The sequence below is a fragment of the Sphingomonas pruni NBRC 15498 genome (assembly GCF_001598455.1).
Classification (GTDB): Bacteria; Pseudomonadota; Alphaproteobacteria; order Sphingomonadales; family Sphingomonadaceae; genus Sphingomonas; species Sphingomonas pruni.
This window is the reverse complement of sequence record NZ_BCYZ01000015.1, coordinates 42,737-61,823: the sequence shown is the minus strand read 5'-3', so window position 1 is coordinate 61,823 and position 19,087 is coordinate 42,737. Positions and strand designations below refer to the sequence as shown.

Sequence of the window (19,087 nt, the reverse complement as noted above, 5' to 3'; positions counted from 1 at the left end):
AAATCCTTCGTATCGGCGTCAGCGCCCGGTGATCGCCACCGGGCCCAGGATGCCCGAGGGCTGGCCGGCCGGCGCATTGACGAGCAGTGCAACGACACGCGGTCCGGCGCTGGGCGCGATCGGTGCGCTTAGGGGAGCGGTAGCGGCACCCTCCTTGACGGCAATCCGGGTGCCGTCGACCCAGAGCTCTGCCTTGCCGCCAAGCGCGTCGAACGTGATCACGCCTCCCTCGGCGGCGATACGCTTCCACGGGATGAAGCGCGCCCGATAGATGCGCCAGCCGGGCTGCGCTTCTGCGGGCGTGGGCTCGCCGCTATGGATGAAGTCCCAGCTATTGTTGTCGCCATCGGCGGGAGCGAGGCCGGGATCGGGGCGTTGAGCGAAGGCCGGCGAACGGCGCCAATCGCGGACCTTCGACACGGCCGGTACCATCGCGACCTGGGGGCGCGGTGCGATATCGGCGCGGTCGAGCTTCAGCGCGGCGGGTTTCAGCCCCGATGCGGTGGCGCGCACGACGATGCGTCCCCCACCTGCGTCGGCGCGGACGATCAATTGCGCCAGACCATTGAACAGCGACCGTTCGCCGGCGGGCCCGGCGAACTGCTCAGTCTCGTGACAATTGGGGTCGCCATTGCCGACACCCAGCAATGTCGCGCCCTCTACCGTGAAGCGCGTCGCCAGATTGGCGGTTGGGACGTGACGACCGCGCGCATCGACCGCGTCGATGGTGATCGGCTGAGCGTCCTCGTCGTCGCCGGCCATGACCATGCGCGCGGGCGTGAGCCGCAGCGCCACCGGCGGGCCCGCGGTCTCGTGGACCGCTGTCGCCACTATCTTGCCGCCGCGCATCGCGCGCGCCTCGATCCGGCCGGGCGCATAAGGCACGGTCCATTCGTTGCCCATGATGCGGTCGACCCGCTGCACGCCAAGGTCGCGGCCGTTGAGCCGCAGCGCGACGGTTTCGGCATTGCTGGTGACGAACACCTTGATCGGCTGACCCTCGCGGCCGGGCCAGGTCCAATGCGGGGCGATCGCCACGACCGGGCGATCATCGACCCAGTGCGCGCTGTGGATGTCGAACGCGGTCTTGGGGAAGCCGCACAGGTCGAGGATGCCGAAGAAGCTGGATATGGTCGGCCATTCGTGCGGCGTCGGCTCGCCGTGATAGTCGAAGCCGGTCCAGACGAAGCCGCCCGCGACGAAGGGACGCTCGGCGATGTTCTTCCACGATGCGCGGTGTGTGCCGCCCCAGGGCGCCGCCTCGGTGTCGTAGGAGGTAATGACATGGCCCGCGCGATCGGTGGCGAAGGCGCCGCGCGTCTCGAAGGCGCTGGTATCCTCCGAACTCGTCATCGGCTTGGTCGGGTTCAGCCGGTGGAATTTGTCGTAATCGCCCTGGTAATAGTTGAACCCCATCACGTCGACGACGGTCGACACGTTGGAGGGGTTGTAGAAGGAACCATTCATCGCGGCGGTGATCGGGCGGCTGTCGTCGAGCCGGCGGACGGCAGCCGACATGCGGCGCACCATCTCTACCCCGGCTTCGGTGCCCTGCATCGGCTCTTCGTTGAACACCGACCAGAGGATTACGCTGGGACGGTTGCGGTCGCGCCGGACCAGCCATTCGAGCTGGGCGAGATAGTCGGGCGCCGGATTGAAGTTGCGATTCTCGTCCATGACGAGGAAGCCCATCCGGTCGCACCAATCGAGCAATTCGGCAGTTGGCGCATTGTGCGACATGCGGATTGCGTTGCAGCCCATCGCCTTGAGCCGCTCGAGCCGCCAGGCAAGCAGCGCGTCGGGTATCGCGACACCGACTCCGGCATGGTCCTGATGGAGGCAGACGCCCTTCAGCTTGACCGGCTGCTCGTTGACGAACAGCCCCTTGTCGGCATCGAAGCGCACCGTGCGGAAGCCGATCGCGACGCGGCGCTCATCGACGATCTCGCCACCGCGCAGCACGCGGGTCCGCACAGCATGGAGCGTCGGCGCCTCGACGGACCATCGCGCGGGATTGCCGGCATCGAGGGTCAGGGCGGCATCGGCTCGTCCAAGCACCGGAACCGTGACGTCGGTCCGCTGCGTTGCGATTTCGCGACCGTCAGGATCGAGCAGCGCCGCCTCGACCGTCACGCTCGCTGCGGCGCGATCGATGTTTGCCAGCGTCGCGGTAACGGGCACGCGCCACCGTCCGTCGCCCCCTTGGCGCGGATCGCAATGCACGCCGTCGCTGATGATCGCCACCGACGCGCGGCGGACCAGCCAGACATGGCGGTAGAGGCCAGCGCCTTCGTACCACCAGCCTTCTTTGGCATCGGCATCGACCCGCACGACGATCACGTTCGTCTCGTCGCCGAAACGCGCGAAGGGCGTCAGATCGACATAGATGCTGTTATAGCCCGACCAATTGTGCGCGGCGACGCTGCCATTGACCCAGATCGTCGCGTCGGTGGCGATGCCGTCGAAATGAATCTCGATCGTCTTGCCGCGATCGGCGGGATCGAGCCGCAGCGCGCGCCGATACCAGCCGATACCGCGCGGGCGATAGCCCTCCGACACGTTGGCGGTGCGGACGAAGGGTTGCCCCGCCGCCCAGTCGTGCGGCAGCCGCACTTCCGCCCAGTCCGTATCGTCATAGGCCATCGCCGCCGCGCCGCGCGCATTGCCGGCCTTGACGCTCAGATAAGTATCATTGTGCCCCTGCGGTTCCGGCGTCGGTATGTCGCCTTCATGGAAACGCCAGCCCAATTCGAGCCGCGTGCGCGAAGGATCGAGGTCCGGGAGGCGCGGCAGAAGGCGCTGTAGCGGCGCCGGCATCGGAAAGCCGTCGCTGTCTTCGGCGCTGTACGCGGCGACCGCAGCCCGTCCCGGAACCGCAAGCAGCGCGCCGGCGCCGGCGCCCCCGAGGAGAAGTTGGCGGCGATCCATTGCATGATACTCCAGCGGAATGACAGGCGGCCGAACGTATAGAAGAGGGTTAGACGTCGCTCAGTTCGGCAACGAAGTCATAGGCGTCGCCGCGATAATAAGACCGGGTGACTTCGGCCGGACGACCGTCGCGCAGAAAGGCGCGGCGCTCGATCAGCAGGCCGGCATGGCCGGGATCGACGCCGAGCATACGGGCATGCTCGCCTCCGAAAGGCACGGCCCTCAACCGCTGCAGCGCGCGCACCGGCCGGTTGCCGACCTTCTCGAGCGCGGCGTAGAGCGAATCCTCGACCGCATCGACCGAGGAGAGGCAATAGCCCGCTATGGTCGAGAATTCGAGCGCCATCGGTTCGTCATCGGCATAGCGAATGCGCGCGAAGCGCAGCACAGGCGCACCTGGCGAGAGCCCCAGCATCATCGCTTCTTCCGGGTTCACCTGGCCCGGCGCGCGCGAAACCCAGCTGCTGCTCGCGCGGCGGCCACGCGCCGCCATGTCTTCGGTGAACGAGGAGAGCTTGGAGAAGCTCTTCTCGACGCGCCCGGCGACGAAGGTGCCGGCGCCGCGCCGGCGGGTGAGCAGCCCTTCCTCGACCAGCCTGCCGATCGCTTTGCGCACGGTGATGCGCGACACGTCATATTCGCTGGCGAGATCGCGCTCGGGAGGGATCGCGTTGCCGGCGACGAGAATGTCGGCGCCGATCGCGTCGCGAATAAGCTGTTCGAGCTGGAGATAGAGCGGGGACGGATTGTCCTCGCGCAACCGTCCAATCTGATCCGAGAACGCCATCAATCCCTCCCCCCGGAAGGCGCCTTGTCGCCATCGCTGCCTCGCATTCAGGCGACGCTATCGCAACCCGACCGCTCGAGCAATGGGAGGACATTGGATTTATATTGGTATCTATCGGCAAGCGCGGCCGGATAGAGGTTTCAGGTGTGCAACAGAAAACGGGCGAAAATGGTAGCGGTCCCTATTGTGCCATAGGATCTATATTGGTTACACGTTCGGCGGCGCCTCGGCCGACGGAGAATAGAAGATGCGGATTGCCGGGATGCGGCTGCGTACTCTGGGTTGGGCGATGTTGCTCTACAGTTCCGGGGCGTTGGCGCAGGCATCCGATCCGCTCCCGCTGATCCCCTTTCCCCAGTCGGTCGTGCGTGGCGCGGGCAGCTTCACCGTGTCGGACGGTGCGACGATCGGTACCGCCCCGGACGATAGCGGCGCCAAGGCCGCGGCGCGCGTACTGGCCGCGCATGTCAGGAACGAGCGCGGAATGGTTCTGGCGCCGCACGAAGGCCCTGGCGCAATCACGTTTGCCCGCGATGCCTCGGTCCGCGGCGATGAAGCCTATCGGCTCGTGGTCGACGCGCAAGGCATCCGCGTCACCGCGTCGGGCGACCGCGGATTGCTCTATGGCGCCATGACCGTCGCCCAGCTGTTGAGCCCCGACCGCCGCTTCGGCAAGCCGGTCCAAGTGCCGGCGGTGACAGTCGAGGATGCGCCCCGCTTCGGCTGGCGCGGGCTGATGCTCGATGTCGCTCGCCACTATCAGCCGATCGAGGCGATCTACGCAATCGTGGACCAGATGGCGTCGGTGAAACTCAACACGCTGCATCTGCATCTGACCGACGACCAGGGCTGGCGCTTCGAAGTGAAACGCTATCCCAGGCTCACCGAACTGGGAGCATGGCGCACGCCTCCTTCGACCGGCAGCGCGCCGGGCGCCAAGGTGGGCGGTTTCTACACCCAGGAACAATTGAAGGCGTTGGTCGCCTATGCCGCCGAACGGGGCATCACCATCGTCCCGGAGATCGACCTGCCCGGACATGCGCAGGCGCTGGTCGCTGCCTATCCCCAGTTCGGCGTGTTCGGCGATCGGCCCGGCGTGTCCCACGACTGGGGGGTCAATCCCTATCTGCTCAACCCCGATCCCCAGGGCGTCGCCTTCGTCAAGCAGGTACTCGATGAGCTGATCGCAATATTCCCCGGCACCTATATCCATCTCGGCGGCGACGAGGCGATCAAGGATCAGTGGCAACGCTCGCCGCAAGTCCAGGCGCAGATCAAGGCGCTCGGGCTGAAGGACGAGAATCAGCTGCAGAGCTGGCTGATCGACGAGTTCGGCACGTATCTGGCCGCCAAGGGCCGGCGCCTGATCGGCTGGGACGAGATTCTCGAGGGCGGCTTGCCTGCCTCCGCCTCGGTGATGTCCTGGCGCGGCGAGAAGGGCGCGGTCGACGCCGCCAATCAAAATCACGACGTGGTGCTGAGCCCGGCGCCGACCTTGTATTTCGACAGTCTGCAAAGCGATCGCGGTGACGAGCCTCCTGGACGGCTGTCGATCCAGACGCTCGCCGATGTCTACAAATATGAGCCGATGCCGGCGGGAATCGACCCCGAAAAGGCGACGCATGTATTGGGCGCACAGGGCAACGCGTGGAGCGAGTTCATCGTCACGCCGTACCAGTTGCAGCACCTACTCTTTCCGCGCGCCGCGGCGCTCGCCGAGATTACCTGGTCGGGCAAGGACAAGCGCGACTTCGCCGGCTTCCTGACGCGGCTCGATTCGCAGATCCAGCGCTGGCGGCGCTCGGGCATGGAGGTCGCCGATAGCGCGTTCGCGGTGGGATATCGGCTTCAGGGCACACGCGGCGACGCGTTGCGGGCGAACCGGGTGCGCGTCGCGCTCGCCACCCAGGCGGCCTATGGCACGATCCGCTACACGCTCGACGGGAAAGCGCCCGGCCCGAAGTCGCCAGCCTACAAGGCGCCGCTGGATCTCAAGCCCGGGGTGACGGTCCGCGCCGTGGCGTTCGGACCCGCCGGCAATGCCGTTGCCGAGCCGCGGAGCTTCGATACCAGCCGGGCGGCTTTGCTCACGCGGACCAGCTCCGAACTGGTCGCCTGTCCGCATGGAGCCTTCGGCCTGCGTGTCCCGTTGACCTCGGAGGCGACCGACAATGCGCCCGTGTTCAACGTCAACCTGTTCGACACGTGCAGCGCCTATCCGGCAGCGCCACTCGATATCGCGAGGAGCTTCACGATCGACGTCGCCCGGCTGCCGCGACACTACGGACTTGCCCACGAAGCCAGGGCGCTGCGCGAACACTATAGCGTCACGACCCATGGGGAGCTGGTGATGACGGCACGCTGCATCGCCGCGGCCAACGACAAATCGGTCGAGCCGATCGTTCTCGCCACCTTCCCGTTGCCCGATCCCGCAACGGCCCCCGCACGGTTCAGTTTTTCGGGCACATTACCGGCCATGGCCGGTGACGAGGACATCTGCTTCCAGTTCACCGCACCGCTTGCCGGGCCCTATTATGCGGTCGAACGCGCGGTGCTGAAGGAGGCAGTGAAGTGAGACTGGGCCTGCTCGCGCTGCTTCCCGCGCTTCTCGCCAGCGCATCCGCCTGGGCGGCGCCGCGCGAGACGGTCTCGCTAGACGGCCAGTGGGAAGTGCGGATCGCTCCCGATGACCAGGCTGTGAAGGCGCACCCCAAGGAGGCGCAATGGTTCCCCGCCCAGGTGCCGGGCAGCGTCCAACAGGACCTGATCGCTGCTGGTCGCGTCCCCGATCCTTTCAAGGGGATCAACGAAGCGCCGATCCAATGGGCGGGACTGACCAGCTGGCAGTTCCGGCGCGTGATCGACGTGACTCCGGCGATGCTGGCGCGCGGGCATGTCGACCTGGTGTTCGACGGCCTCGATACGTTTGCGACGGTGACGGTGAACGGCACGAAATTGCTGACCGCCGACAATGCGCACCGGCGCTGGCGCGTCGATGCCAAGGCGGCGCTGAGGCCAGGGCGCAACGAGCTGATCGTCACCATCGCGTCGCCGATCCGGACGCTCCAGCCGATGGTGCTGGCCGCGCCCAATCCGCTGCCGGGCGAATATGATTCCGCGTTCGGCGACGAGCCCAAGGGCAAGCAAACCTCGCCCTATATCCGCAAGCCCAAATACCAATATAGCTGGGACTGGGCGCCGCGGCTGGTGACGATCGGCCTGTGGCGGCCGGTACGGCTCGAAGCGTGGGACGAGGCACGGATCGACGGCTTCCGGATCGACCAGGAAGCGATCGGCGATGCCGAGGCGCGGCTGGTCGCGCGCTGGCGGATCATCGCCGACGGTCCGGCCAACGTAACCGTGCGCGCCCGCGTCACCGGCCCTGAGGGCAAGCAAATCGAGGTCAGCCGCCCGGCTAGCCTGGTTGCCGGCGAGAATTGGATCAGCGCCCCGATTACGGTCGCAAAGCCGCAGCGTTGGTGGCCTGTCGGCTATGGTGCGCAGCCGCTTTATGCGGTGGACGCATTTCTCGACGCCAGTGGTGAGACCAGCGATCACCTCGCCCAACGGATCGGATTGCGCACCGCCGAACTGATCCGCAAGGACGGCAGTTTCGGTTTTCGCATCAACGGCGTGCCGATCTTCGCCAAGGGCGCCAACCTCGTCCCGTTCGATAGCTTTCCGGCGCGCGTGCCCGCGGCGCAGATGCGCCAAATTCTCACGAGCGCGCGCGACGCCAATATGAACATGATCCGTGTCTGGGGTGGCGGCTATTATCCCGACGACGCTTTCTATTCGCTCGCCGACGAAATGGGCCTGATGATCTGGCAGGACTTCATGTTCGGCGGAGCGGTGACGCCGCCCGACGCGGCGTTTCGCGACAATGTGCGGATCGAGGCCGGCGAGCAGGTCGAGCGCCTCCAGCCGCATCCCGCTCTGGTCGGCTGGTCCGGCGGCAACGAAGTCCTGTCGGGCTGGGAGCATTGGTCCGATCGCAAGGATTTCAAGCAGCGCGTCGGCGCCGACGAACAGGAGCGGATCGGGGCCGGGATGGCGGTGCTGTTCGATAGCGTGCTGCGCGACGCGGTGCTGACCGGGGCGCCGGGCACGCCCTATTGGCCAGGCTCGCCCTCGGCCGATTATGACGGCCCGACCGACACCGACAAGGATGGCGACCGGCATTTCTGGGACGTGTGGTCGGGCTCGAAGCCGGTCGAGCGCTATCTCGATTCCTGTCCGCGTTTCATGTCCGAATATGGTTTCCAGGCGATGCCCGACCTGTCGACGATCCGCGGCTTCGCGGGCAAGGGCCCGCTCGCGATCGACAGCCCGGTCCTCAAGGCGCACCAGAAGTTCCTGGCGGGCGAGGGCAATTCGCGGCTTCAGCTCTATCTCGACCAGCGGCTGCGCAAGCCCCGCGACTTCGCCGACCTGATCTATCTGACCCAGGTCAATCAGGCGCAGGCGATCGAAATGGCTGCACGGCACCACCGCGCGTGTCGTCCGGTGACCCTGGGCTCGCTCTACTGGCAGCTCAACGACGCGTGGCCGGCGATTTCGTGGTCGAGCATCGACTATAACGGGCAGTGGAAGCTGCTCCAGTACGCCGCGCGGCGCTTCTTCGCGCCGCAGGCGATCGTCGCAGAACATAAGGATGGCGCCACGCGCATCGCCTTGGTCTCCGACGCGACCGCGCCGATCGCCGCCGAATGGCGCGTTCGCGCGTTCGACATGGCGGGCAAGCCGCTCGGCGCGAAGGGCGCCAAGGTGACGCTCGCGCCGCTCGGCGCGCAGGAGGCGGCGAGCATCGCTGATGCCGATTTGTTCGCGGGAGTCGACCCCAGAGCGAGCTTCGCCGTCGCCGAGTTGCTGGTCGACGGACGCGTTGTCTCGCGCGCCGTCGTCGAGCGCGCCGAACCCAAGGACATGGCCTATCCGGCGCCGGGACTCACCACTCGTTGGGAGGGCAAGCGCGTGACGATCACGGCGGGCGCGCTCGCCCGTGCGGTGATGCTCGACTTCGGCGACCTCGCCGCGCAGCCGAGCGACGACGGCTTCGACCTGCTTCCCGGCGAGAGCGTGACCATCGACGTGGTGTCGGACGCGCCGGCCGCGGCGCTCCGCAAGGCTCTCGTCCTGCGCACGCTGGGGCCGCAATGAGTATCCCGTTGATCCTGCTCGCCTTGCTCGGGCCCGATCCCGATGCGGTGGCCAAGGCGGTCGAGACGATGACCGTCGAGGAGAAGGCCGCCCAGCTCCAGAATACGGCGCCGGCCGATCCCGAGGCCGGACTTCCCGCCTATGACTGGTGGAATGAGGGGCTGCACGGGCTCGCGCGCGACGGCGACGCGACCGTCTTCCCCCAGGCGATCGGGCTGGCCGCGACCTGGGACACCGATCTGATGCGGCGCGTCGGCGATGTCGTCTCGACCGAGGCGCGCGCCAAGTTCAACGCACGCCCGATCGGCGCCGATCGGCGGATCTATGAGGGGCTGACGATCTGGTCGCCCAATATCAACATCTTCCGCGATCCGCGCTGGGGCCGCGGCCAGGAGACCTATGGCGAGGACCCGTATCTGACCGGGCATCTCGGCGTCGCGTTCATCCAGGGGTTGCAAGGTCCCGATCCCGACCACCCCAAGGTGATCGCCACGCCCAAGCATTTCGTGGTGCATAGCGGGCCGGAGGCCGGGCGCGACAGCTTCGATGTCGATCCCAGTCCGCAGGACATGGAATCGACCTATCTGCCCGCTTTCCGGCTGGCGGTGACCGAGGGCAAGGCACGGTCGCTGATGTGCGCGTACAATGCGATCCATGGCGTTCCCGTCTGCGCGCAGCCGTCGCTGATGATCGACCGGTTGCGCGGCGACTGGGGCTTCAAGGGCTTCACGGTTTCCGACTGCGACGCCGTCGCCAACATCACCCTCTTCCATCATTATCGGCTCGACACGGCGGCGGCCGCGGCCGCGGCGATCAAGGCCGGCACCGACCTCAATTGCGGATCGGCCTATGCCGCCTTGCCCCAGGCGATAAAACGCGGGCTGGTGAGCGAGGACGAGATCGACACTGCGCTGGTTCGTGCGCTTTCGGCGCGAAAGGCGCTCGGCATTGCGTTCGGCGCCGCCAGCCCGTGGAACCGGATCTTGCCGGATGAGGTCGGCACACCGGCGCATCGGGCGCTGGCGCTGGAGGCCGCGCGCAAGGCGATCGTGCTGCTCAAGAACGATGCCGGTCGGCTGCCGCTCGCGGCCGGCAGCCGGATCGCGGTGATCGGTGCCGATGCCGACGATCTGAACATCCTGGAAGCCAATTATCACGGCACTGCGGTCGATCCGGTGACGCCGTTGGAAGGCATCCGCCGCCAGTTCGGCGCCGCTAATGTGCGTTATGCCCAAGGCTCGACCTTGGTCGATGGCGCGCCCGTGCTGGTCCCCGAGACTGCCTTCATGGCGGACGGCCAACCCGGCCTGAAAGCGGAATATTTCGCCAGCGCGACCGTGACCGGCACGCCCGTGGCTGTGCGCCGGGACCGGCGGATCGACTTCAATTATACGCGCGCCGCGCCGCTCGGCCAGCTCGACGCCAAGGGGTTCTCGGTACGCTGGACGGGCGCGCTCGTGTCGCCGGGATCCGGCCGCTACACGCTGGCGATCGACATTCCGGCATGCTGGAAGGACTGCAAGACGCACGACGCGGTGCGGCTGTGGATCGATGGCAAGCCGCTCCACCAAGGGCCGCTCGGCAAGGGACGTGTCGAGCTTCCGTTTGTCAGCGACGGACGCCAGCACGATTTCCGCCTCGAACTCGACCATCATGGTGAGGATGAGGGAATCAGGTTGCTATGGGTCCCGCCGGCCGAGCCTTTGCTCGCCCAGGCTGTAGCCGCGGCCCGGGAGTCGGACGTTGTGGTCGCGGTGCTCGGCCTCTCGCCCGATCTCGAGGGCGAGGCGCTGCCGGTGAGCGTACCCGGCTTTGTCGGCGGCGACCGGACCGATATCGCCTTGCCGACGGCGCAGCAGCGGCTGCTCCAGGCGCTGCGCGACACCGGCAAGCCGGTGGTGCTGGTGCTGACCAGCGGCAGCGCGGTCGCGGTGGATCCGGCGATGGCTGATGCGATTCTCGCCACATGGTATCCGGGGCAGGCGGGCGGGACGGCACTCGCCGAAACGCTGGCAGGGTTGAACAACCCGTCGGGGCGTCTACCAGTAACCTTCTACAAATCGACCTCGGACCTGCCCGCGTTTGTCGATTACGGGATGAAGGAGCGCACCTATCGCTTCTTCACCGGTACACCGCTCTGGGGGTTCGGTTATGGTCTGAGCTACACCCGCTTCGGCTATAGGGGGGTGGCGGCGAAGGCGGCCGGCACCGCCGCGCCGGTCGATGTGCGCGTCACCGTGCGCAACAGCGGTGCGCGGGCAGGCGAGGAGGTCGTGCAGGCCTATCTCGTGCCGCCAATGGAAAAGGGCGCGACGTTCACGGCGCCCGTGCTCCAGCGCCAATTGGTCGCGTTCCGCCGCGTGGCGCTGGCCCCCGGCAAGGCGCAGAAGCTACGCTTCAACCTCGATCCGCGCAGCATCAGCACCGTCGCGCGCGACGGTACGCGCCGCGTGCTCCCGGGTAGCTATCGGCTGTGGGTGGGTGGCGGCCAGCCGGGCACGGCGCCCGGCCAATGGGTCGATTTCACGCTGAGCGGAGAGGCGCAGGTGCTGCCGAAATGATCGATCGTCGTAGCTTCGTCGGCGCGAGCGTCGCGCTCGCCGCTACGCCCGCGCTTCCGGCGACGGCCGGCGGCCGGTCGGCGGCGCCCAAGCCATTCGGCGCGGTGCCCAGCGCACGGCAGTGGCGCTGGCATGGCCGCGAGCAATATGCCTTCGTCCATTTCTCCATCAACACTTTTACCGACAAGGAATGGGGTTATGGCGACGAGGATCCCAAGCTCTTCGATCCGAGCGACTTCGACGCCGACCAGATCGTTGCAGCGGCCAAGGCGGGCGGCCTGAAGGGGCTGATCCTCACCGCCAAGCATCATGACGGCTTCTGCCTATGGCCGACCAGGCTCACCGAGCATTGCATCCGCAACAGTCCCTACAAGGCCGGCCAGGGCGACATCGTGCGCGAGATGGCCGATGCCTGCCGCCGCGCGAAGCTGCCGTTCGGCCTCTATCTCTCGCCCTGGGATCGCAACCACGCCGATTATGGCCGCCCCGCTTATGTCGACTATTATCGCGCCCAGCTGACCGAATTATGCACCCGCTACGGCACTCTGTTCGAAGTGTGGTTCGATGGCGCCAATGGCGGCGACGGCTATTATGGCGGCGCGCGCGAAACGCGGAAGATCGACGCACCGCGCTATTACGACTGGCCGTCGATCGTCGCCCTGGTCCACAAGCTCCAGCCGGATGCGTGCACGTTCGATCCGCTGGGTGCCGATATCCGCTGGGTGGGCAACGAAGACGGCGTCGCCGGCGACCCTTGCTGGCCGACCATGCCCAACGAGCCCTATGACCAGAAGAACGGCAATGCCGGGGTCCGCGGCGGCGCGCTCTGGTGGCCCGCGGAGACCGACGTGTCGATCCGTCCGGGCTGGTTCTATCATGCCGACGAGGATTCCAAGGTCAAAAGCCCCGAGCGGCTGATCCGGCTCTACGACGAGTCGGTGGGTCGGGGCACCAATCTCAACCTCAATATCCCGCCTGATCGCCGCGGGCGGATCCCCGACCAGGACGTGCGAATCCTCAAATCGTTCGGCGACGCGATCCGTGCCACTTTTGCTCGCGATCTGGCGCGCGATGCGATCGCGCATGCCAGCCACAGCCGTGGGCCCGGCTTCGATCCGGCGCGCGTGCTCGACGGCGATCGCGAGACCTATTGGGCAAGTCCCGACGGCGTGGTCCGCCCGGTGCTGACGCTGGACCTCAAGCCGGGGACGCGCTTCGATGTGATTCGCCTACGCGAATATCTGCCGCTCGGGGTGCGGGTGACCCGCTTCGCGATCGATGCGGAGATCGACGGCACCTGGCGCACGCTGGCCCAGCACGACTGCATCTCGGCGCAGCGTGTCATCCGGCTCGACGCGCCGATCGCGCCGCGCCGCGTACGGCTGCGCGTGCTGGACGCGCCAGTCTGTCCGGCGATCAGCGAGTTTGCGCTGTTCCGTGCGGTCGCGCCGGTGCCGGTGCCGGCCATCGTGTCGAGCGACCCTAATGTGCTCGATGTGACCAAATGGAAGGTGGTGTCGGCCAGCGCGCCCGGCGCCGAGCGATTGCTCGACAACGACGCGGCGACGATCTGGGTGCAACCACGGCCGACGCCCGGCGCGCCCGTGCAAGTGACGGTCGATCTGGGCGCGGACACTAATCTTGCGGGATTCAGCCTCACGCCCTCGCGTCAGGTGATGACCGACGCGGCACCCCCAAAAGGCTATATCGCCGAGACGAGCCTCGATAATACCAATTGGCAACCAGCGGCGGCGGGCGAATTCGCCAATATCGCCTATGCCCTGTCCACGCAGCGCATCGCCTTCGCGAAAATGCGCCGCGCCCGCTATCTGCGGCTGACTTTTGCCGAAGCCGCCGTGCCGGCAGCGAAGCTCGCGATCGCTGGCATAAGCGGGTTTATCGCGCGCCCATAGCGCCGAGCGCTTCCTGAAGCCGACGTCACGCGCTCGGCTCCAACCCTGCGTGTCATTGCGCGATCGATAGCCGCTGCGCGCGGCTGCGGCTGCGCCGTCGCGCGACCGCCACGGTGGATTGGTATGCAAATGGTGCGAAAATGATAAACCAAAGTAATTTTTGGTATTGAATTGAGTTTTTATATATGAGAACCCTGTGCGTCGCCGGAAACGTCTCCGGCGACGATTGGGGCGCCTTTGGCCCCTGGCGGGTCGCGAAGGATCTGGGATTGATAGCGATGGGGATGTCTCGCCGCGGCGCATTTGCCTTCGGACTTGCCGGAGCTACCGCGGCAGTCGGTCGGCCGTCGCAGTCCGCGGGGCGCGCCATTATCGCATCGACTCCGTGCCTTTCGGCCGCCGATGCCGCGGCCTCGAAGGTCGAGAGCCAACCAAGCGCTTCGACACACCAGCCCGGCTCGACTTTCGCGATGACCAACCAAGCAAGGGGCCACGCAAGCCCAAGCCGCTGGAGCCAAAGAGGGCCCGGCGCAACGAAGTGATTGTCAGGGAAGAAAAGAGGGATTTAGTCATGTCACGTTTGCACACGCTGTTATTGGGCACCACCTGCGCCGCAGGCCTGTTTGCCGTGCCTGCGATGGCGCAGGAGGCGACCAACCAGCCGGCCCCCGAAACCGCGCCGACCAATAACGTCGACATCATCGTTACCGGCAGCCGTATCACGCGTCCCAACACCAGCGCCGCTGCGCCGGTCACCTCGGTCACATCCGACGCGATTCGCGCCCAGGCAGCGGTCAATATCGAGGAAGTGCTGAACCGCCTTCCGCAGGTCGCGCCGGACAGCCAGCAGAATTATCAGGATTCGGATGGCCGCCAGCGCGTCAAGCTGCGCAACCTGGGCTTCGAGCGTACGCTCACGCTGATCGACGGCAAGCGCGCGGGTACGATGAACGGCGTCGACCTCAACATGATCCCGACCGCGCTGATCGAGCGCGTCGACGTGCTGACCGGCGGCGCCTCCGCCGTCTACGGCTCCGACGCGGTTGCCGGCGTCGTCAATTTTATCATGAAGGATGACTTCACGGGCATCCAGCTCAATGCGAATTACAATTTATACGTGCACCAGAACAAGCCCGGCTTGATCTCGCAAGTTGCCAGTCAATACGGCTTCGCCCAACCGGCCCGCGGTCTCACCAACGACGGCGGTCGCGCCGATTTGTCGCTGACCGCAGGCACCAAGCTGTTCAACGACCGCTTCCACATTTCGGGCTATGTCAATTACCGCAAGGCCAACCTCGTTCCCTATGACGCGCGCGAGACCTCGGGCTGCCAACTGGTCGAGGCCGTCAAGGATGGCCCGCTCACCTGCTCGACCTCGACCTACACCTATAACGGCTATGTCTCTCCGCTGACCGGCCCGAACGCCGGCAACGCCTATGTGAACAATCCGAACGGCACGCGCACGTTCATCCCCTATTCGACCGCCGTCGCCGCCAACCCCTATTCCGACTATTCCTTCCAGCGTTCCAACGAACGCTGGAATGCGGGCGGCTTCGCCTCGTTCAAGATCTCCGACGCCGCGGAAATCTACACCAGCGCGATGTGGTTCCGCGACAAGTCGGTCAATGGCTTCCCGGCTCGGATCTACAGCTACACGGCCTTTGGCTCGACGCCCTATCAGGTCAATTGCAACAACCCGTATCTCTCCGCGTCGCAGGCGCAAGTGATCTGCGACGCGCAGGCCGGCACCAGCGCGATGGTGCCGGTCGAGTTGCGCTATCGCTTTGCCGGCGTGCCGGATCTCGACGACCGCTATATGAACGAAGGGCTGCGCCTGACCGGCGGTATCCGCGGCGAGATTGCCAAGGGCTGGAGCTACGACGTCGGCGGCGTCTATGCGCGCAACCAGCAGGATTATAGCTGGTCCTTCCCGTCGATCGACCGGGTCAACAACGCGCTCAACGTCGTCAACGTCAATGGCGTGCCGACCTGCGCCTCGGGAACCGCGGACGGATGTCTTCCGCTCGATCCGTTCAGCGCCCTCTCGCCGACCAACAATATCGGCGTGTTCAACTATCTGGTGAACGGCAGCTACGGCACCCAGAGCACGGTGAACCGCCTCTACAACGTCGTCGCGACGGTGCAGGGCGACCTGGGTACCTATGGCATCAAGGCTCCTTGGGCCGAGCAGGGCGTGGCGATCGCGTTCAGCGCCGAATATCGCAAGGACGAGCTGGAGAGCACCGCCGATGCGCTATGGCGCGCCAATATGGGCGGTAGCGACCAGAACCTCTCGCAGCATGTCTGGGAAGGCATGGTCGAGGTCCAGGCCCCGATCGCGCAACACAAGCCGTTCGCGGATCTCCTGCAGCTGAACGGCGCGTTCCGCCTGTCGAAATATAGCAGCAATCCGAACACCTTCTCGACCTGGAAGGCGGAAGCCTTGTGGGCGCCGATCCCGGACATCACGTTCCGTGGATCGATCAACCGCGCGCAACGCGCGCCGACCGTGGTCGAGGCGTTCCAGGGTAGCAACATCAGCTACGATCGCATCACGACCGCCTATAACGACATTTGCGGGCCAACGCCGATCGGGACCACGACGGATCCCAATACCGGTCAGCAGATTCCGATCTATGGCGCTCCCCAAGCGTCGCAAGCGGTGTGCGCCGCCACCGGCCTGCCCGCCAATCTGTACGGCAGCCCCACCTTGCTGTGTCCGACCGATGTCGGCTGCACGGTGCGCCGCGGCGGCTTCACCGTGGATCCGGAAACGGCCTATACCAAGACCTTCGGCGTCGTGCTGAAGCCGCGTTTCCTGCCGGGTCTGACCGTGTCGGTCGATCGTTTCATGATCAATCTCAACGACTCGATCGGCTATAACGATTACGACTATTTCTCGAACGGCTGCCTTGCCACCGGCAGCGAATTCTTCTGCCGGATGTTCGTGCGCAACGCCAACGGCACGCTCTACAGTAATCCGTCGACCAATCCGTCGACCGGCTTCCTGCGCGGCGGTACGACCAACTATTATAAGAGCAAGTCGCACGGCTGGGATTTCCAGAGCCAATATGCGTTGTCGCTGGGCGGCGCAGGGCGGCTGGATTTCGACTTTACCGGCTCGTTGACCACGCTTGCCGGCGGTCAGGATTCGCCGATCCTGCCGAAATACAATTGCGCCGGCTATTATGGCGGCGGCTGCGGCCAGCTGATCCCGAAATGGTCGCACGAACTGCGCGGGACCTATACGACCAACGACAAGTTCTTCAGCGCCTCGGTGAACTGGCGCCATCTGGGGCCGCTCACCAACGTGACGAATTCGGGCGACCCGGCGCTGGGCTGGACGCCGGCGGGCGTGCGTACGACCTTCTATCGGATCCCGGCGTACGACTATATCGACCTGGCGCTCAGCTTCCGGGTGACCAAGGCCTATTCGTTCCGCATCTCGGCGAACAATCTGTTCGACCGGACTCCGCCGATCCTGCCGAATTCCTACAATTACGGCCTTTCGCGCAGCAACACGCTGTCGGCGCGGTACGATTCGCTAGGCCGCCAGGTCGCGGTCGGAGTCACGCTCAACTTCTGATCCTCTTCCCCCTCCACCCCTGGAGGGCCTCCCCTGAGCCCGCCTCTTTAAGGCGGGCTCTTTTTTTCTGGCGAGCAGCCACCATTCCTTCAGTGCGACCGAACTTCGGTCAGACCGGCAATACGACGGAGTGCGCGCGATCGAAGATGCTGCTCTCGCCGCGGAATGCCTCGATCCGCTCTTCGACGGCGATACCGCCCGGCGCGGAACGGACGGAGAAGGTGCAGCGCAAGCTGCAATCCCAATCGCCGCGCCGGTAGCGGCTGATCCTCTCTCCCGTCCACGATGCCGTGTCGGGAGCGCCATGCTTGATCGTGGCGACGGTATTCGGGCCATAGCCCGACAGCGTCGTGCCGTTGGCGCATTGTCGCGATCGGTCGGGCCAGGTCCCGGTCATCGTGATCGTGCCGCCTTCGTTCGTGGTGCGCACTGTGACGTCGCCGGCATCGGGCGGCACCGGCACCACCTTGATCGGCATCGGGGATTCGACCGCCGGCGCGGCGCGAACCGGCAACGATAGGAGGCAGCCATCGGGCTCGAGCGTCAGCGTCGGCCCTTCAGGCGACGGCCAGACCAGCGGCCAGAGCCCTTCCGACACCGCGATCCTCAGGCGCTCGCCGGGATGCAGCCGGTGCGCCACGAAACCGAGGTCGAAGGTGACGTCGACCGCCTTGCCGGGAATGAGCGGCTTGCGCCGGGCAAAACCGTCATGGTGCTGCAGATTGAGCAGGCCGTAGCCGAGCCGCCAGGAACTACCGTCGGGCAACAGTTTGCATAGCCGAACCGCAACCTGCGCGGCCGGCTTGTCCGCCGACACGCGTAACCGGATGGTCGGCGTCCCGAGCAGGTCGAGCGGCGCGTCGAGCGGCGCTGAATCGTACGTGATCGATTTGGCATCGTCGGCGCGTTGGTCGCCCGGCAACTCCTGCTCGCCGAACGGCACCCATTCCGGCGTGTCCAGCCCGATTGCATTATACGAGCGATGCTTGCGTGGCGTGGACGGACCTGCCGAGCGCGCCAGGCCGGCATCGGTAAGGTGATAGTCGCGCATCCGCACGTTGCGCGACGGCCAGCTCTTTTCCGCCAGCCACGAACCGGGCGTCGCGCCTGCCTGGGCGGGGACCGCTTCGGGACGGTAATAGCGCAGCATGGGCTCGGCCATGATCCCGGTCGCTTCGCCACGCAGCCATTGCGACCACCAGCGGATTTCCTCCCACGCCCAGTCGAGCGCCGATCCGCCTCCGCCGACCCAGGGATACGTATGCCCCCATGGCCCTACCAGTCCCTTGCGCGGGCACGACAGATGCTCGAGCAGCCGCGGGATCGAGCGGTTATAGGCGTCGATCCAGCCGCTGACGACATAAGTGGGGCAGCGGATCGCGGCATAATCGAAATGCAGCGAGCCGTGCCGCCAATAAGCGTCCTCATCGCGATGCTCGGTCCAGCGCGCGCAGATCGGCGGCGAGGCCTCAAGGCGCTCCTTCCACATCCTCTCCCACGCATCACCCGCCACGGCCGGGTCGGGCGGAGCGGCCATTACCGCCTTGAAATTGACGCCCCATTTGAAATTGGTGAGGCCGAGACAGCCGCCGATATAATGCGCGTCGTCGGTATAGCGCCGGTCCGAACAGGCGAGCGGCATGATCGCCTTCAGCGCCGGCGGGTTGCGCATCGCGGTTTGCAGCGTCGAAAACCCGCCCCAGGAAATGCCGCGCATGCCGACATTGCCGTTGCACCAGGATTGCCTGGCCAGCCAGGCGATGATCTCGACCGCGTCGTCCTGTTCCTGCGCCAGATATTCGTCGGGCAGCAGTCCTTCGGAATCGCCCGATCCGCGAATGTCGATGCGGGCAAAGGCGATGCCGTGGCTCGCCAGCACCTGACCCCAATGGTCGTCGGCGGCGCTATAGGCATCGCGCGTGCGATAGGGGATATATTCGAGCACGACCGGTGCCGGCCGGCGTGCCTTGTCGGCGGGGAGCCAAAGCCGGCCGCACAATCTGCTACCGTCCGCCATCGGGATGCGAACCACGTCGATCTGCTCGACCGGCCCCTCCGCCGGCATCGTCCAGGCCGGTTCGGCGGCGCGGGCGGGCAGGGCGATGCCTGCGGCGCCAACGGCCAGGATCTCGCGACGCGTGGTCTTCATTCT

8 protein-coding genes are annotated in these 19,087 nt (G+C 66.1%); 5 read left to right on the top strand and 3 right to left on the bottom strand.

Going from position 1 to position 19,087, the window contains the following annotated elements; all coding sequences use genetic code 11:
- Nucleotides 1–18: 18 nt before the first annotated feature.
- Both galA and SPR01S_RS06660 read right to left on the bottom strand, forming a co-directional pair.
- Nucleotides 19–2,928: a beta-galactosidase GalA gene (gene galA / locus SPR01S_RS06665; protein WP_066586843.1), complete on the bottom strand. Its 2,910-nt coding sequence runs from the start codon at nt 2,926–2,928 to the stop codon at nt 19–21.
- Between the two features lie 49 nt (nt 2,929–2,977).
- Complete coding sequence (locus tag SPR01S_RS06660) at nt 2,978–3,715, bottom strand: GntR family transcriptional regulator (protein ID WP_066586841.1); 738 nt, start codon at nt 3,713–3,715, stop codon at nt 2,978–2,980.
- 262 nt (nt 3,716–3,977) lie between these two features.
- Here SPR01S_RS06660 and SPR01S_RS06655 point away from each other — a divergent pair, with 262 nt between their 5' ends.
- From SPR01S_RS06655 to SPR01S_RS06635, 5 genes are all read left to right on the top strand, one after another.
- Entirely contained in the window at nt 3,978–6,290 is a 2,313-nt protein-coding gene (locus SPR01S_RS06655) for a beta-N-acetylhexosaminidase (RefSeq protein WP_245661900.1), read from the top strand.
- Nucleotides 6,287–8,875, top strand: coding sequence for a beta-mannosidase (locus SPR01S_RS06650; protein ID WP_066586837.1), 2,589 nt, complete (start codon nt 6,287–6,289; stop codon nt 8,873–8,875). Before SPR01S_RS06655 ends, SPR01S_RS06650 begins: the two co-directional genes overlap by 4 nt.
- On the top strand, nt 8,872–11,436 hold the full coding sequence (locus tag SPR01S_RS06645) for a glycoside hydrolase family 3 C-terminal domain-containing protein (protein ID WP_066586834.1): 2,565 nt from the start codon (nt 8,872–8,874) through the stop codon (nt 11,434–11,436). The genes SPR01S_RS06650 and SPR01S_RS06645 overlap by 4 nt, the downstream gene beginning before the upstream one ends.
- Nucleotides 11,433–13,349, top strand: coding sequence for an alpha-L-fucosidase (locus SPR01S_RS06640; protein ID WP_066586831.1), 1,917 nt, complete (start codon nt 11,433–11,435; stop codon nt 13,347–13,349). The genes SPR01S_RS06645 and SPR01S_RS06640 overlap by 4 nt, the downstream gene beginning before the upstream one ends.
- Before the next feature lie 571 nt (nt 13,350–13,920).
- The gene (locus SPR01S_RS06635) at nt 13,921–16,935 is read left to right on the top strand and encodes a TonB-dependent receptor domain-containing protein (RefSeq protein ID WP_066586827.1); all 3,015 of its coding nucleotides are present in this window, start codon (nt 13,921–13,923) and stop codon (nt 16,933–16,935) included.
- Between the two features lie 109 nt (nt 16,936–17,044).
- On the opposite strand, the gene SPR01S_RS06630 is transcribed toward SPR01S_RS06635, so the two are convergent.
- Nucleotides 17,045–19,084 (bottom strand): CocE/NonD family hydrolase, encoded by a 2,040-nt coding sequence (locus SPR01S_RS06630; protein ID WP_169803386.1) that lies wholly within the window; start codon nt 19,082–19,084, stop codon nt 17,045–17,047.
- Nucleotides 19,085–19,087: the final 3 nt, after the last annotated feature.

Excerpts from the sequence above, each read along its gene's own strand:
- SPR01S_RS06655 (WP_245661900.1), top strand. The coding sequence starts at position 3,978 with ATGCGGCTGCGTACTCTGGGTTGGGCGATGTTGCTCTACAGTTCCGGG.
- SPR01S_RS06660 (WP_066586841.1), bottom strand. The coding sequence starts at position 3,715 with ATGGCGTTCTCGGATCAGATTGGACGGTTGCGCGAGGACAATCCGTCC.
- SPR01S_RS06630 (WP_169803386.1), bottom strand. The coding sequence starts at position 19,084 with ATGAAGACCACGCGTCGCGAGATCCTGGCCGTTGGCGCCGCAGGCATC.
- galA (WP_066586843.1), bottom strand. The coding sequence starts at position 2,928 with ATGGATCGCCGCCAACTTCTCCTCGGGGGCGCCGGCGCCGGCGCGCTG.
- SPR01S_RS06635 (WP_066586827.1), top strand. The coding sequence starts at position 13,921 with ATGTCACGTTTGCACACGCTGTTATTGGGCACCACCTGCGCCGCAGGC.
- SPR01S_RS06645 (WP_066586834.1), top strand. The coding sequence starts at position 8,872 with ATGAGTATCCCGTTGATCCTGCTCGCCTTGCTCGGGCCCGATCCCGAT.
- SPR01S_RS06640 (WP_066586831.1), top strand. The coding sequence starts at position 11,433 with ATGATCGATCGTCGTAGCTTCGTCGGCGCGAGCGTCGCGCTCGCCGCT.